The sequence below is a fragment of the Arthrobacter sp. fls2-241-R2A-172 genome, assembly GCF_030208885.1.
Classification (GTDB): domain Bacteria; phylum Actinomycetota; class Actinomycetes; order Actinomycetales; family Micrococcaceae; genus Arthrobacter.
Window position 1 is genome coordinate 132,168 of record NZ_JARVTB010000001.1, and the last position, 14,707, is coordinate 146,874.

16 protein-coding genes are annotated in these 14,707 nt (G+C 63.7%); 7 read left to right on the forward strand and 9 right to left on the reverse strand.

The window, feature by feature from the left end; genetic code table 11:
* The first annotated feature begins 144 nt into the window (after positions 1-144).
* From QRM57_RS00705 to QRM57_RS00720, 4 genes are all read left to right on the forward strand, one after another.
* Positions 145-1,488 (forward strand): ABC transporter substrate-binding protein, encoded by a 1,344-nt coding sequence (locus QRM57_RS00705; RefSeq protein ID WP_235520144.1) that lies wholly within the window; start codon positions 145-147, stop codon positions 1,486-1,488.
* A 96-nt stretch (positions 1,489-1,584) separates the two neighbouring features.
* A complete protein-coding gene (locus QRM57_RS00710; protein ID WP_235520143.1) occupies positions 1,585-2,550 on the forward strand; it encodes a carbohydrate ABC transporter permease in 966 nt (321 codons plus the stop codon).
* Entirely contained in the window at positions 2,547-3,512 is a 966-nt protein-coding gene (locus tag QRM57_RS00715; protein WP_257370138.1) for a carbohydrate ABC transporter permease, read from the forward strand. Before QRM57_RS00710 ends, QRM57_RS00715 begins: the two co-directional genes overlap by 4 nt.
* A 112-nt stretch (positions 3,513-3,624) precedes the next feature.
* Positions 3,625-4,689, forward strand: a complete 1,065-nt coding sequence (locus QRM57_RS00720) for a LacI family DNA-binding transcriptional regulator (protein WP_284985167.1) — start codon at positions 3,625-3,627, stop codon at positions 4,687-4,689.
* Here the strand turns inward: QRM57_RS00720 and QRM57_RS00725 are convergent.
* Genes QRM57_RS00725 through QRM57_RS00745 form a run of 5 tightly spaced genes read right to left on the reverse strand, consistent with a single transcriptional unit; the run spans position 4,686 to position 8,897 of the window.
* Positions 4,686-5,570, reverse strand: coding sequence for a DUF8083 family protein (locus QRM57_RS00725; RefSeq protein WP_284985168.1), 885 nt, complete (start codon positions 5,568-5,570; stop codon positions 4,686-4,688). The genes QRM57_RS00720 and QRM57_RS00725 overlap by 4 nt on opposite strands.
* A 34-nt stretch (positions 5,571-5,604) precedes the next feature.
* On the reverse strand, positions 5,605-6,411 hold the full coding sequence (locus tag QRM57_RS00730) for an exodeoxyribonuclease III (protein WP_284985169.1): 807 nt from the start codon (positions 6,409-6,411) through the stop codon (positions 5,605-5,607).
* 60 nt (positions 6,412-6,471) lie between these two features.
* A complete protein-coding gene (locus QRM57_RS00735; RefSeq protein WP_284985170.1) occupies positions 6,472-7,038 on the reverse strand; it encodes an HdeD family acid-resistance protein in 567 nt (188 codons plus the stop codon).
* A gap of 27 nt (positions 7,039-7,065) precedes the next feature.
* On the reverse strand, positions 7,066-7,692 hold the full coding sequence (locus tag QRM57_RS00740; protein ID WP_284985171.1) for a response regulator: 627 nt from the start codon (positions 7,690-7,692) through the stop codon (positions 7,066-7,068).
* The gene (locus QRM57_RS00745; RefSeq protein WP_284985172.1) at positions 7,689-8,897 is read right to left on the reverse strand and encodes a sensor histidine kinase; all 1,209 of its coding nucleotides are present in this window, start codon (positions 8,895-8,897) and stop codon (positions 7,689-7,691) included. The genes QRM57_RS00740 and QRM57_RS00745 overlap by 4 nt, the downstream gene beginning before the upstream one ends.
* A gap of 194 nt (positions 8,898-9,091) precedes the next feature.
* Between QRM57_RS00745 and QRM57_RS00750 the strand changes: the two genes are divergently transcribed.
* Together QRM57_RS00750 and QRM57_RS00755 are read left to right on the forward strand one after the other, a co-directional pair.
* Positions 9,092-9,667: a GlcG/HbpS family heme-binding protein gene (locus tag QRM57_RS00750; RefSeq protein WP_284985173.1), complete on the forward strand. Its 576-nt coding sequence runs from the start codon at positions 9,092-9,094 to the stop codon at positions 9,665-9,667.
* A gap of 2 nt (positions 9,668-9,669) precedes the next feature.
* On the forward strand, positions 9,670-10,359 hold the full coding sequence (locus QRM57_RS00755; protein WP_284985174.1) for an ankyrin repeat domain-containing protein: 690 nt from the start codon (positions 9,670-9,672) through the stop codon (positions 10,357-10,359).
* Here QRM57_RS00755 and QRM57_RS00760 read toward each other — a convergent pair.
* From QRM57_RS00760 to QRM57_RS00770, 3 genes are read right to left on the reverse strand one after another with little or no spacing between them, the layout of a single operon-like run.
* Positions 10,356-11,570, reverse strand: a complete 1,215-nt coding sequence (locus QRM57_RS00760; RefSeq protein WP_284985175.1) for an acetyl-CoA acetyltransferase — start codon at positions 11,568-11,570, stop codon at positions 10,356-10,358. The two genes, QRM57_RS00755 and QRM57_RS00760, sit on opposite strands and share 4 nt — an antisense overlap.
* Complete coding sequence (locus QRM57_RS00765; protein ID WP_284985176.1) at positions 11,567-12,268, reverse strand: CoA transferase subunit B; 702 nt, start codon at positions 12,266-12,268, stop codon at positions 11,567-11,569. The genes QRM57_RS00760 and QRM57_RS00765 overlap by 4 nt, the downstream gene beginning before the upstream one ends.
* Before the next feature lie 23 nt (positions 12,269-12,291).
* Positions 12,292-13,008 (reverse strand): CoA transferase subunit A, encoded by a 717-nt coding sequence (locus tag QRM57_RS00770; RefSeq protein ID WP_284985177.1) that lies wholly within the window; start codon positions 13,006-13,008, stop codon positions 12,292-12,294.
* Between the two features lie 175 nt (positions 13,009-13,183).
* Between QRM57_RS00770 and QRM57_RS00775 the strand changes: the two genes are divergently transcribed.
* Complete coding sequence (locus QRM57_RS00775) at positions 13,184-13,951, forward strand: IclR family transcriptional regulator (RefSeq protein WP_284985178.1); 768 nt, start codon at positions 13,184-13,186, stop codon at positions 13,949-13,951.
* Here QRM57_RS00775 and QRM57_RS00780 read toward each other — a convergent pair.
* Positions 13,944-14,516 (reverse strand): GNAT family N-acetyltransferase, encoded by a 573-nt coding sequence (locus QRM57_RS00780; RefSeq protein ID WP_284985179.1) that lies wholly within the window; start codon positions 14,514-14,516, stop codon positions 13,944-13,946. The two genes, QRM57_RS00775 and QRM57_RS00780, sit on opposite strands and share 8 nt — an antisense overlap.
* Between the last annotated feature and the right edge of the window lie 191 nt (positions 14,517-14,707).

A 14,707-nucleotide genomic window follows, 5' to 3' on the forward strand; every position in this document is an offset into this window, starting at 1 on the left:
GATATGAATTAGGCAGGCTGCTTTGTATCGTTGTGGTTACGGTGCGTGTAAGCGCTTGCATATTTGCGATAATCATCGCTAGTGTGAGCGTCACCACATCAATTGCGCCGCCGAATCACTTGTACTCAGCGAGGAGTCTTTAGCATGAAGAAAACCAAGTACCTGCTACCGGTCGCAGCCGCCGGTGTCCTGGCACTTACCATGTCCGCCTGCAGCGGCAACAGCGGAGGCGGGGGATCCACTGCCGGATCCAGCGACTGTTCTGCCTACGACACGTACGGCAAGCACGAAGGCAAGACCGTTTCGGTGTACTCCACGATCGTGGACACCGAGGCCACTAACCTCGAAGAATCCTGGAAGCAGTTCGAGCAGTGCACGGGCATCACCGTCAAGTACGAAGGCAGCAAGGAATTCGAGACCCAGATTGGCGTCCGCGCCCAGTCCGGAACCGCTCCCGACGTAGCGATCTTCCCGCAGCCCGGCCTGCTCGCCACCCAGGCCCGCGCCGGCTACCTCAAGCCCGCTCCCAAGACCGTCTCCGACCTGGTGGACAAGAACTGGTCCCCTGACTGGAAGAAGTACGGCACCGTGGATGGCACCTACTACGGCGCCCCGATGCTCGCGAACGTCAAGGGCTACGTCTGGTACTCACCCAAGACCTTCAAGGACAAGGGCTGGGAAGTTCCCAAGACGTGGGCACAGATGATGGACCTCACCAAGAAGATCGCCGATGACAAGACCATGAAGCCGTGGTGTGCCGGGTTCGAATCCGGTGAAGCAACGGGCTGGCCGGGTACTGACTGGATCGAGGACGTTGTCCTGCGCGCCCAGGGCCCCGAGGTATACGACCAGTGGGTCAACCACACGATTCCTTTCAACGACCCCAAGATCGTCAAGGCATTCGACCAGGTTGGCGACATCCTCCTCAACCCGAACTACGTCAACGGTGGCTTCGGTGACCCCCGCTCGATCCTGAGCACGGCATTCGCTCAGGCCGGCCAGCCAGTACTTGATGGCCAGTGCGCCATGCACCACCAGGCGTCGTTCCAGGCATCCAACTGGCCCGCAGGCACCAACGTTGCCGAGGACGGTGACGTCTGGGCGTTCATGACTCCTCCCATCGACGAGTCCAAGGGCACTGCCATCACCGGTGGCGGTGAAACCGTTGGCGCTTACAAGGACACCCCTGAGGTCCAGGCTTACCTGGCATTCATGGCAAGCGCGGACTTCGCCAACAACCGCGTGAAGCTCGGCGGTGCCATCAGCGCCAACAAGGGCCTCGATCCGAACAACGCCCAGTCGGCCCTGGACAAGCAGTCCATCCAGCTCCTCCAGGATCCCAAGACTGTCTTCCGGTTTGACGGCTCTGACCTGATGCCGAGTGCAGTGGGTTCCAACTCCTTCTGGAAGGGCATCGTTGCCTGGATCAATGGCAGCTCTTCGCAGCAGGTAACGGACAGCATCGAAGCCAGCTGGCCCAAGAGCTAACTCCAAGAGCGCTGCCTCCCTGCCTGGTTTCGCCTGGTCGGGGAGGCAGCGCTTTTCCCGGAACTCAGTGATTCACTCACGCCCCGGAGGTTGGGTATGGATTTTATCGGAGGAAAACTCCTTCAAGTAGTGATAGCGCTGGCGATCTTCGCGGCGATTATCGGCATCATCATGTTGGTGGTGGACAGGGCGCCGAAATCGGTGAAGGACAAGGTCACGGTGGCCGGCTTCCTCGCCCCGGCAGGTATTCTCATGCTCGTGGGACTCGTGTACCCCGCGGTTCGCACGTCAATGCTGGCCTTCACGGACGCCAGCGGCAACGGAAATGGTTTCGACAACTTTGTCTGGATGTTCACGCAGCCTGAGGCTTTGACCACGCTGCGGAACACCGTTATTTGGACCGTCCTGGTCCCCCTTTTGTCCACGAGCTTCGGCCTGGCCTATGCAGTCTTCATCGACAAGGCCCGCGGTGAGAAGGTCCTTAAGTCCTTGGTCTTCATGCCGATGGCCATCTCCTTCGTGGGCGCCGGCATCATCTGGAAGCTCGTCTATGACTACCGCGGCCCTGGCCTCGAACAGACCGGTGTCATCAACTTCCTCAGGGACGCCCTGGGGTTGGATCCAAAGCAGTTCCTCCTGGACGCCCCGGAAAACACGATCTTCCTGATCGTTGTGATGGTCTGGATCCAGACCGGCTTCGCCATGGTTATTCTCTCGGCTGCCATCAAGGGTGTTCCGGTGGAACTTATCGAGGCGGCCCGCCTTGACGGCGCCAATGCCTGGCAACAGTTCCGCAATGTAACGGTGCCCGGCATCCGTGGAGCACTTGTGGTGGTCCTGACCACCATCACGATCGCCACCCTGAAGGTGTTCGACATTGTCCGGACCATGACGGCCGGTAACTACGACACCTCGGTTGTGGCCAACGAAATGTACACGCAGGCCTTCCGTGCCGGCGAACCGGGTCGTGGTGCGGCATTGGCCCTGATCCTGTTCCTGATGGTGCTGCCGATCGTCGTGTACAACGCTCGAGTCCTTCGCAAGCAAAGGGAGATCCATTGACAGCCACGCCAGCCCCGAAAGAGGCCTCGAAGGCCGCAACCCGGCAGCGTCCTGGATCCGATCCCACGGAGGACGCCCAGCCGATGATGCGGCGGGTCAAGACCAAGCTCACCTCCAAGTGGGCAACAGCGGCAGCCATCATCATCGCCGTCGTATGGTCCGTACCCACGTTCGGCCTGTTCGTTACGTCGTTCCGTCCTGCTGCGAAGCAGGTTGGGCCCCGCTCCAACGGTTGGTGGAATGCCTTCGTTGACTGGGACTTCACGTTCAAGAACTACGCGGACGTACTGACCCCGGCGGGCTCGCAGTCGGCCAACCTGTCCCAGTACTTCGTCAACTCGGTCGCGATCGTCATCCCGGTCACCATCTTTGTTCTGGTGCTCGCTTCGATGGCCGCCTACGTTTTCGCCTGGGGCAAGTTCAAGGGCCGCGACGCTCTTTTCATCTTCGTTTTCGCCCTGCAGATCATTCCGCTGCAGATGGCCCTGATCCCGCTGCTGCAGTTCTTCACGCAGACGCTCCACCTCCCTGCTGGTTCGTATGCACAGCTGTGGATCGCCCACACCATGTTCGGGCTCCCGCTGGGTATCTTCCTCCTCCACAACTTCATCTCTGAGATTCCCGGTGAAGTGATCGAGGCTGCAAGGGTGGACGGCGCCGGGCACAGCACCATCTTCTGGCGGATCATCCTGCCGCTGTCCGTGCCGGCACTGGCATCGCTGGCGATCTTCCAGTTCCTGTGGGTTTGGAACGACCTGCTGGTGGCGTTGGTGTTCTCGGGTGGAACTGCGGACGTGGCTCCCATTACCCAGCGCCTGGCCGAAATTTCCGGTACCCGCGGTGCCCGGGATTACTTGAACCCGGCAGCGGCATTCGTCTCGATCATCATCCCGCTCCTGGTCTTCTTCGGCCTGCAGCGGTACTTCGTGCGAGGCCTTCTGTCCGGCGGTCTCAAGGGCTAACCATTGCCGCCCCGGTTACGCAGCGCATTACGCCGTTGCGTAACCGGGTGCTGCAGACGGCAAGTCCCACATAAGGTAAATGCGGAGCAACGGCGGCCGGAGAGGGGAGCCTGTGTCACGAACAACGGGTAGATCCCAACGCGGCGGCCATACGGGCGTCAGCATCGAAGACGTCGCCATGGCGGCGGGTGTCTCCACAGCAACTGTTTCGCGGGCGGTCAGGGGCTTGCCGCGGGTGTCTCCGGCTACCCGCGAAAAGATCCTCGAGGTGGCCAGTTCGCTGGGCTACGTGGCGTCGTCGTCGGCTTCGGGGCTGGCCACGGGCCGCACCCGGACCATCGGCGTCCTGGCTCCATTCGTGAGCCGCTGGTTCTTCTCCAAGGCCATCGAGGGCGCGGACCGGGAATTGCATTCCCGCAAGTACAACCTGTCCCTGTTCAACCTTGGCGGCCACGGGAGCAACCGTGAGCGGCTGTTCAGCTCCACCATGGTTTACAAGCAAATCGATGCGCTCCTGGTGCTCTGCATGTCCTTGACCGAGGAAGAACTGGAACACCTCCACAAGATCGACATCCCCTTGGTGGTGGTGGGTGGTCACGTCGAGGATTGCGCGTACATCGGTATCAACGATTACGACGCCGCTTCCACCGCCGTGCGACACCTGCTGGACCTGGGGCACAAGGATATCGCCCTGCTCCACGGCGACGACGAAACGGACCTAAACTTCGACGTCCCCCGGGTGCGGATCCGCGCCTTCCAGGAGGTCATGACCGACGCCGGCTTGGAAGTCCGCCCGGAATGGGACCAATGGGGGGACTTCACAGTTGCCAGCGGTCAGCAGGCCTTCAACCGGTTGTGGAGCCAGCCCGGCCGTAAACCCACAGCCATCTTCTGCTCCTCGGATGAGATGGCCATGGGCGTGATATTCGAAGCAGGCCGCCACGGTGTCAGGGTTCCCCAGGACCTGTCTGTCATTGGCATCGATGACCACGATTTCTCGTCGTCCCTTGGCCTGACCACCGTGGGCCAACGCCCTGACGACCAGGCCGAGCTTGCCACCAAGATGCTTTTGGACGAACTCGATGGCAATCCCGGGGCCGTTCATTCACAGGTTGCCCCGCACGAGTTGATCGTCCGGGAGACCACTGCCCCACCCAGCGGGGGAAGCCAAAGCTAGGAAGCGCGTGCCAGCTGCCTGATGGGAATCCACCGTGATGCCAGGCGCCGGTATGCGGCGGCAGCCCCCGTCATGTCGCCTTCGGCCAGGCATTCAATGCCCAGCCGGACATCCATGGGCGAGTCGTCCGGATAGACCTTGTCAGCCACCGCACCGTAATCGAGCTCCACCATGGACTGCGCATGGAACAGCTCCAGCCACTCTGTGAGCTGCGTGAGGTCGTCCAGCATGTCCAGGTCGGGAGCAGCCAAAGCCAGGTGGGCCACGGCAAAACGCGCCCTTTCCAATGCTTCGGTGAGGGGCGTCCACACCCGGACGGTCAGGATACGCCCGTCGGCTTCCACCACATCCTTGCGGTCCGACTCGGCAAAGAGCGAGAACCAACTGAACGGGATACCCCACGTGGACGCACGGGTGTGCACCCGCTTGGCGCCTTCACCGGCGTTGAGGCGGTCGATCCTGACCTGGTGCTTGTCCCTTTGCGATACCGGGATGAGCAGATCGGCCAGTGGACTGTGCACGCCGTCCATCAGGGCATTGGCCGCCAGACCGGCCCGAATCACCAGTTGGCTGGGGCAGTAAAGCAGCCGCCCGGCGTCGACCCCGTCTTTATCAGGGGCGGCGTGCCGTCCCGCTGGCACGCGGGTCATCCGGACGAGGTCGGTGCGACCGGTCGGGAAGGGATCCCCGCCGGGCCGCGTGATGCGGCCCAGCGAGGCCTGGAGCTCCGCATTTTCGACGGCGGCCCGGGAACCTGTCTTGCCGCCGGCCGCCGCGAGCTGTTGCTGCTGCTCGGGCGGGAACGCTTCGAGTGGCTCGTAAATGCGCAGCGACGACGAGAAGGGCAGCCCTGCCTGGCCCCGGTACAGGTTTCCAGCCATGTCCAGCCATCCCCTTTCGTCGGTGTGAATGTGCCTAGTCTGCGAGCTCCACGATCACAGGTGCGTGGTCCGAGGCGCCCTTGCCTTTGCGTTCTTCCCGGTCAATGGAAGCACCGGTGACCCGTGCGGCCAATGCTGGTGATGCGAGGCAGAAATCGATGCGCATGCCTTCCTTCTTGGGAAAGCGAAGCTGCGTGTAATCCCAGTACGTGTAGACGCCCGGGCCCGGGGTGTAAGGACGGACGACGTCGGTGAACCCGGCTGCTTCGAACGCGTGGAACGCGGCGCGCTCGGGTTCGCTGACGTGCGTGAAGTTGTTGTCGCGGAACAGCTGGATGTCCCAGACGTCGTCGTCGAACGGGGCGATGTTCCAGTCACCCATGAGCGCGATCTGGGCGGTCGGATCGGCCTTGACCCATTCGGCGGCGTGGCCCTGGAGGACGTCAAGCCACTTGATCTTGTAGGGCATGTGTTCGTCATCCAGCGAGCGTCCGTTGGGAACGTAGAGGCTCCAGATGCGGATGCCGCCGCAGGTTGCCGCGATGGCGCGGGCTTCCTGGACGGGGTCCTTGCCGGCCTTGCCAAACGCCGGCTGGTCCAGGAAGGTGCGCTCCACGTCCTCCAGGCCGACGCGGGATGCGATGGCCACACCGTTCCACTGGTTCACGCCGAAGTGCGCGACCTCGTAGCCCATGCGTTCAAAGAGCTCCCAGGGGAAGTTCTCGTCCTTGCATTTGGTCTCCTGGATTGCCAGGACATCGCAGTCGCTGCGCTCAAGCCAGGCTTCTACCCGGTCGGCGCGGGCACGGAGGGAGTTCACATTCCAGGTAGCTATCTTCACAGCAACTAACTTACCGAACTTGGCGCTGAGCGCATCCCCCTACGGCTTTTTACCGCGGGATCAGTGGCCGTACAGCGGTTGCGTGTGGGCGAGTTTGCGGAGCCCGATGCCCGAAGCGATCAGCAGCAACCCTGTCACGATGGCGAATGCCGCCAGCATAGCTACCAGGCCCAGCAATCCGAGCCCAGGATTGGCAAGGACAACGATGCCGAACACTGTGGTGAGCAAGCCGATCAGCAACCAGATTCCCCAGCTCCGCACGAAGGTCCGCGCTGCAAGGGCCAGGACGATCTGGGAAATGCCCAGCACCAAAGCCCACAAACCGATGAGCACACCGATGGCCGCAGCTGTGAGCCCGGGCCAGGCGATTGCCAAGATCCCTGCGGCGATGGAGATTAAACCGCCCGCCACGGACCAGCGCGACCGGCCCGCGGGGTCGTAGAAGTAATGGGCCACGCTGGTGATGCCGTCAATGATCGCGAAGAATCCGAACATGACCACCACCACGAACGTAGTGGCACTTGGCAACACCAGGATCAGCAGGCCAAAAACGATTGCGAGGGCTCCCCGGACCAGCAAAGCAGTTCCCGGGGTCTTGAACATTCTGCGATCCGCTGTGTCCGACATAGGGTCAGCGTAACCAACCACCGCGGGTTACCGCATCCCCTCGCGCCGGATGGCCGTGGCGATGGCCGCCGCACGGGTTTCGACGCCCAGTTTTGCGTAGATGTGCGCGAGGTGGGTCTTCACTGTTGCTTCGGAGATGAAGAGGCGTTTGCCCAGGTCACGATTGCTGAGCCCCTGGGTCAACAGGCTGAGCAGTTCGGCTTCGCGCGGGGTGAGGATCTCGTCCGGATGACGCAGTTGTTGGAACAGCCGCGAGGCGACGGGAGCTGACATGACGCTCTTTCCCTGCACAGCCCCGCGGACGGCGGCGAAGATCTCCTCGGGTGCCGCATCCTTCAGCAAATACCCCATCGCTCCGGCATCGACGGCGCGGACAATGTCGGCGTCGGAATCGTAGGTGGTGAACACGATGATCGCCTGGTGCGGGGTGCCTTGGCGCAGTTGCTTGATTGCCTCGATGCCATCCATCCCGGCGCCCATGGCCAGGTCCATGAGGACCACCGCGGGTTGGTGCTGTTGGGCGGCTTCCAGCGCTTCTTCGCCTGATGCCGCTTCACCGACGACGGCGATATCGGCTTGGGTGCCCAGCAGCGCCTTGAGCCCGCTCCGGACAACTGTGTGGTCATCCACGAGCAGCACGGAAATGGTGCTCATCGGCGCTCCTTCGTCTCGGTGCCTGCAGCCGGCAGGGGCATTTGCGCGGCGATGATGGTGCCCTCGCCGGGGGTGCTTTCCACGGACAATTCTCCGCCCAACTGCTCCACGCGTTGCCTCATGGCCCGCAACCCGTAACCTCCTGTTGGCGACGGCGGAGGTACCGCTTCGGGATCGAAGCCGCGGCCGTCGTCGAACACGTCCAAGGTGACGGCGTCCGGGAGGTAGCCGAGGGTGACGCTGGCGTGCTCGGCCCGGGCATGCAGGTTGATGTTGGCCGCGGCACTTTGGGTAACCCGGAGCAGGGCGTGACGTACCTCGTTCGGAAGCGGCCGTGGCTCGCCGGTGACCTGGACCCGGATAGTGTCCACGTATTGGCGTGCTGCCTGTTCGAGGGCTTCGGGAAGGGGCCCGGATTCCAGGCCGGGGACCGAGAGTTCATGGACCAGGCTGCGGGTGTCGGCAAGGTTCCGCCGTAACAAGCCGGCCGCATGGCGCACATCGTCCTGGGCGGCTTCGGCTGGCCATGATCGCTGGGCCGCTTCCAGGAGCAGCAGGCTGCTGGCGAGCCCTTGGGTGACGGTGTCGTGGATTTCGCGGGAAACACGCTGGCGTTCCGTGGCGATCCCGGCTTCCCGTTCACGTGCGGCGAGTTGCTCCTGCGCTTGTGAGACGTCGTCGAAAAGCTTCTTTTGGAGGGCGGCGTCGCGCTCGATCTTGTCGTAGATGAGGGTCAAAAGCACCCCCGCGGCAAGCGGGCCGAGCAGCATTGCGACGTCCGTCCAGTCGCTCATGCGGAAGAGCCCGACGGCGGTGGCCGCCGCCGTCGCGCCGCCTGCCACATATCCGGCCCAGCCACGGAAAGCCGTGCGGGCCAGGAAGAAGATCGCGAAGGAGCACCACGCGAAGCTCGGCGCGACAATAACCAACACAGCCCAGGCAGCCAACAGAGCGATCATCCATGGCCTGTTGCGGTGGCCCGCCATGCGGGGTCCGGCCAGGACCGCTGTGACTGCATAGAGTACGCAAACTGCGGCCGCCAGAGCCACCGTCCACAGGTTGTCCGCGGGGGAGTGGCGCATGACGTAGCGGACCCCGGACGCCACCATAAGTACGGCAAAGCCGAGGTGGACCACGGCATCGATGCGGCCATCGATCCGGCCGATCCGGCCGCCGGGTGCGGGCTGTGGAGGGGCAGTGGGCATGGTCGGTTCCGGTTCCCGTTTCCCTTGGAGGCGTTCTTTCCATGCTAAGTGCCCGCAGGGGTGTTGGTCTCTCCACCTTTTGGCTGATACGGCCCGCGGAAAGTATGAGCCCGGGGGCTGCTTCGGGCCGATGTGGCGCAGGGCCCGCCCCGGGAGCATGGAGGTGTACCGACGCTGACTACAAGGAGAACTCCGTGAAGAAGTCCAACAAGATGATTGCCGTAGCCGCTGCTGGAGCACTGTTGCTCACAGGTGGCGCCACGGCTGTGGCCAATGCCGTAGCTCCGGCCGCCGCCCCCGCTGCCGTCGAGGCCAAAGCTCCGGCTGACGTCCAGCCCGCACCGGAGAACGTGGTTGCCCAGAACCGCATCACGGTGGGTGCCTCGAGCAAGGCCGTCAACGCTGCGCTCGCCAAGTGCCAAGCGGACAAGCTGCCGTTCGTGACGGTCGCACTGGTGGACCGTTTCGGCACGGTCCAGGCCATCCTCCGCGGCGACAACGCCGCCGAGCACACCATCGAGGCCGCCAAGCAGAAGGCCTACACGGCAGCCGCGTTCGGTGCGCCCACCAGCGAGCTTGCCAAGCGCATCAACGGCAACGGCCCATCCATCGCCGACCTCCCCGGCACCCTCTTCCTGTCCGGCGGCGTGCCGCTGAAGGTGAACGGCGTCTCGGTGGCGGGTATCGGCGTCGGCGGTGCCCCTGACGGTGCCCTCGACGAAGCCTGCGCCACCGCCGGTGCGGACGCCCTGGCCGCGGCAGCGAAGTAGCCATGAAAGCACGGGCGGTGGGGGTTGGCTTGCTGATGGTTGGGTTGCTGGCAGGATGCACGACGGCGGGAACCTCGCCTTCCAGCCCAGCCGCGCCCACCGCGTCGCAAGCAGCCCCCACGTCCACGGCGCCGTCGAGCGCCAGCCCGGTCCCGCCGTCGTTTGCTGCCCAGGCGACGCCACCCAAACTGTCCCCGGAGGCCCAACTGGAAACCGACCGACTCCTGATCCTTGCCGCGAAAGCCAATGATCCCGCGAAGGTCAAAGAACTGATCGCGGCTGGCGGCAACGTCAACGCCAAAGACGGGATTCAGGACTCCGCGTTCCTCTATGCAGGGGCCGAGGGCTTCAACGAGGTTCTCAGGCTCACCTTGGCCGCCGGGGCAGATGTGCGCAGCATCAACCGGTACGGTGGCACCGCCCTGATTCCGGCGAGCGAACACGGGCACACGGAAACCGTCCGGATCCTGATTGCTGCAGGGGTGCCAGTGGACCACGTCAACAACCTGGGATGGACCGCCATGCAGGAAGCCATCCTGCTCAACAACGGCGGCCCCAACCAGCAGGACGTGGTGCGGCAGCTGCTCGAGGCCGGAGGCAACCCGGACATCCGCGACCCCCAAGGCCGAACCGCCCTGCAAAACGCAGAGCGGCTCGGATTCACGGAGATCGCTGCGCTGATCCGGGGTTAGAGAGCTTCCAGCACGCTCACGTAGTTCGCGATGCCCACGCCGCCCATGTTCTGCACGGCACCCCGTCGGGCGTTGGGAAGCTGCATGTCGCCCGCGGTACCCGTGAGCTGCATGGCGGCGATGACGTGCTGGGACACGCCGGTGGCGCCTACGGGGTGGCCCTTCGCCTTCAGGCCACCGGAAACGTTGATGGGAAGTTTGCCGTCCTTATATACCCACCCCTCCTGGATGGCGCGGGAACCTTCGCCGCGCGGGGTCAGGCCCATTGCCTCGTACATGATGAGCTCGGCGATGGTGAAGCAGTCGTGCACTTCGGCGAAGTCCAGGCCGTCAATTCCGACGCCGGCCATGGTGAACGCGCGCTCCCAGGACGCCCTGGTGGCGGCGAACTCCGTGGGATCGCGCTTCTCGGCCGGGAAGAAATCGTTCGCGTGGCCGAAACCCGCCAGGCGCACGGGTGCCGTTGCACCTCCGGTTGCCTGGGTGGACAGCACGACGGCGGCGGCCCCGTCGGAGACTGGCGAACAGTCCGTACGGCGCAAGGGCTCCGCCACCATGGGGTTCTTGTCCGAAATCGTCCGGCAGAACTCCTCGCCGAAGTCCCGGTGCATCTGGGCGTAGGGGTTGTCCATGCCGTTGCGGTGGTTCTTGGCGGCGATGGAACCAAGGACATCGCCGAGGCCGTTCTCGAAGCCGGGGCCGGCGATGTTTGCCCCATAGCGCTTCCCGTAGTGCTTGGCCACCTCCGCGAACAGCCCCGTGAATCCGGTGCTGGAGGCCTTTCCGGCCATCTCGTACGAAGCGCCCAGCAGGGCAGCTCCCACGACGTCGGCTCCGGCGTCGGTCATCTTCTCGGCACCGATCACCAGGACGTTGCGGGCGGTTCCGGCGAGCACGGCCTTGACTCCCTGTTGGAACGCAGCCGAGCCGGAAGCGCAGGCGTTCTCAGTGCGGGTCGCGGGGACGTTGGCGAGGTCCGGGGAGAGTTGGAGTGCCAGGGACGATGTGAAGCCCAGCGGCTGCATGCCCGAGTTGAACTGGCCCAGGTAGATTTCGTCGATGTCCTTGTGGTCCAAGCCGGAGTTCCGGATGGCTTCCCCGGCGACCTGGACGATCAGCGATTCCAAGGTCTCGTCAGTCAGCTTGCCGAACTTACTGTGGCCCCACCCTGTGAGCAGGATGTCCTTACCGAACTGGTCTTTCAGGCTCATGCGTTGGCTCCTTCGAGGGTGTATTCCTGCGCGTCTTCTTCCAGCGCCAGCGTGAACCCTGCGTCCGTCTTGCTGCGGATTTCTTCCACGGTGACGCCTGGGGCGAGACGGGTCAATACAAGGCGGGTGCCGCCGTCGTGCGTTTCTGTTTCGGGGGCTATATCGAATACGGCGAGGTCAGTGATGATCCTGTCCACGCAGTTAAGACCCGTGAGCGGGAGGGTGCAGTTGGTGACGATCTTGGCCGAGCCGTCCTTGGCGTTGTGCTCGGTAAGGACCACGACGCGCGGGGTCCCGGCAACCAGGTCCATCGCACCGCCCATTCCCTTGACCATCTTGCCGGGGATGGTCCAGTTGGCGAGGTCGCCGCTGCCGGACACCTGCATTGCACCCAGGATGGCCACCTTCACGTGGCCGCCGCGGATCATGCCGAACGAGGTGGCGGAGTCGAAAATGCTGCCGCCCGGGGTGATGGTCACCGTTTGCTTCCCGGCGTTGATGAGGTCCGCGTCTTCCTCGCCCTCGTACGGGAACGGGCCCATTCCGAGCAGGCCGTTCTCGCTCTGGAGGATCACCCGAACGCCGTCGGGCAGGTTGTTGGCTACCAATGTGGGGATGCCGATGCCGAGGTTGACGTAGTCGCCGTCGTTCAATTCTTCGGCCGCAATCGCGGCCATTTGGTCCCGTGTCCATGCCATGGTGATGTGCTCCTTCTGTCTTCCTAGACGGCTGCGGTTTCAACGCGCTGGCGGACCGTGCGCTGCTCGATGTCCTTGACCCTGTTGCTTGCCTGCACCAACCGCTGGACGTAGACACCCGGGGTGACAATGTGGTTGGGATCCAGCTGGCCCGGTTGGACGATCACCTCAGCCTCGGCGATGGTCACTTTTCCTGCGGTGGCCACCACGGGGTTGAAGTTCCGGGCCGTGTAGCGGTAGATGAGGTTGCCGTCCGTGTCCGCCGTATGGGCGTGGACCAGCGCGACGTCGGCGGTGATGGCGCGCTCGCGGACGTACGTCACGCCGTCGAACTCTTCCAACGGTTTGCCTTCGGCAACCAAGGTGCCCACCCCGGTCCGCGTGTAGAAAGCCGGGATCCCGGCGCCGCCAGCGCGAAGACGCTCCGCAAGCGTGCCCTGCGGGGTGAACTCAACCTCCAGCTCGCCGGCCAGGTACTGCTCGGCGAAGAGCTTGTTCTCGCCAACATAGGATGCGATGACTTTCCGGACTTGCCCGGCCTCGATCAGCACGCCCAGGCCCTTGCCGTCCACGCCCATGTTGTTCGAGACGATGGTGAGGTCCTTGGCTCCCGACTCGCGGACGGCGTCGATCAGGTCTGCGGGGATGCCGCTCAGGCCAAAACCTCCGACGGCGATGGTCAGGCCATCTGCCATGAGGTCATGGAGCGCTTGGGTTGCGCTCGCGTGGATCTTGGACACGGGAACTCCTCTTTGAGTGTGGTTGGCTTCCACTTTGTGGACTGTTGACCTCTTTGGTAGGAGCCTAGGTTTGGCTCTTCGGGCCGGTCAAGAGCGCTCTCTTCGCGTTACTCACGGTGTGGACGCTACACTTAGGCCTGTCCATAATGTGGATGAATTCTATGCAGGAGGGGTCGTGGCAGTGCAGGGAGCGCAGGTAGTGGGCAGGGTCGCGGAACTGCTCCGCCTGGTTGGGCGCAAGCCAGAAGGCACGTCCTTGGCCGGGCTGGTCCGCGAATCAGGGCTCACCCGGCCCACTGTTCACCGGCTCCTGACGTCGCTGGCCGCCGAGGGCTTCCTGGAACATGATTCGTCCTCAGGAAAGTGGGTGCTCGGACCCGAGATCTTCCTGCTCGGGTCTGTCGCAGCTGCCCGTTTCCCCATGGAGGACATCGCCCGCCCATCCCTTCGCAGGCTGGCTACCGAGACGGGCGAGAGCGCGTTCTTCTCGATCCGGCGCGGCAACGAAACTGTCTGTGTGCTGCGGGAGGAAGGCTCGTTCCCGGTACGGTCGTTCGTGCTCCATGAAGGTGTGCGGTTTCCCTTGGGCGTTGCCTCCGCGGGAACGGCGATCCTGGCCTTCCTGCCCGCCGAAGATCAGGAAGCGCTGCTGGCGGAATGGACGGTGCACGCGGGCGACTTCGCTGAGGGACACCCCGCTGATGTGGTGCGGAAGAACCTGGAGCAAACAAGGCTGGCCGGGTATTCAGTAAATCCCGGCTTGATCCTCGAAGGCAGTTGGGGGATGGGGGCGGCGGTCTTCGACCAGCACGACCGCCCAGCCTGGGCGTTGTCCCTGACCGGAATCGAACCCCGTTTCCGACCTGAACGCCAGGAATACCTCGGGAAGCTGCTGCTTGAGGAAGCGCACCGGATGACCGCACGGTTGCAAGGAACTAGCTGAGCTCAAGCCGCATCAGCACTCTGGGGAAGCCGTTGAGTATGGACGTGGTTTCGGCGACCTTCTTGAAGCCGGCCTTCTCGAACAGCTTCCTTGTCCCGACATAGGCCATAGTCAGGTCCACCTTTCCACCCTTGTTGTCCACGGGGTAGCCCTCGAGGACGGGGGCCCCGTGGGCCCTGGCGAAGTCGATGGCTCCACGCAGGAGTTCGTGCGAGATGCCCTTTCCCCGATGCCCGGGCCGCACCCGGATGCACCACACGGACCACACCTCTGCGTCGTCCACGTGCGGGATCTTCCGGTTCGTTGCGAAACTGGTGTCGTTGCGCGGGTGGACGGCCGCCCACCCAACTACCTCGTCGCCGTCGTACGCCAAAACCCCGGGCGGAGGATCCTGGGCGACCAGCTTCTCAACGTATGCGCCGCGCTCTTCGCGTTGGAGGCTCAGGTTTAGCTTGGATGGGATGCGGTAACTCAGGCACCAGCACACATTGGAGCCGGGGTTCTTGGGTCCCACCATGGTCCTGACGTCATCGAACACCGTGGCGGGGCGAACTTCGATAGCCATCCGCCCATCCTGCCATCGTGATTGGCCGCTCCGCCAGAGAAACTGCTTTGCTAGACTTTCACGCCATCATCGCCTCAGGCCGATCCGCAAATGACCCGCCCGGGCGAGACGAACACCGAACACGGCGGCCGCGGGGTGTACTTTAAAGACCCCTCGGGACACGCGCTGGAACTGATCACCAAACCGTACTT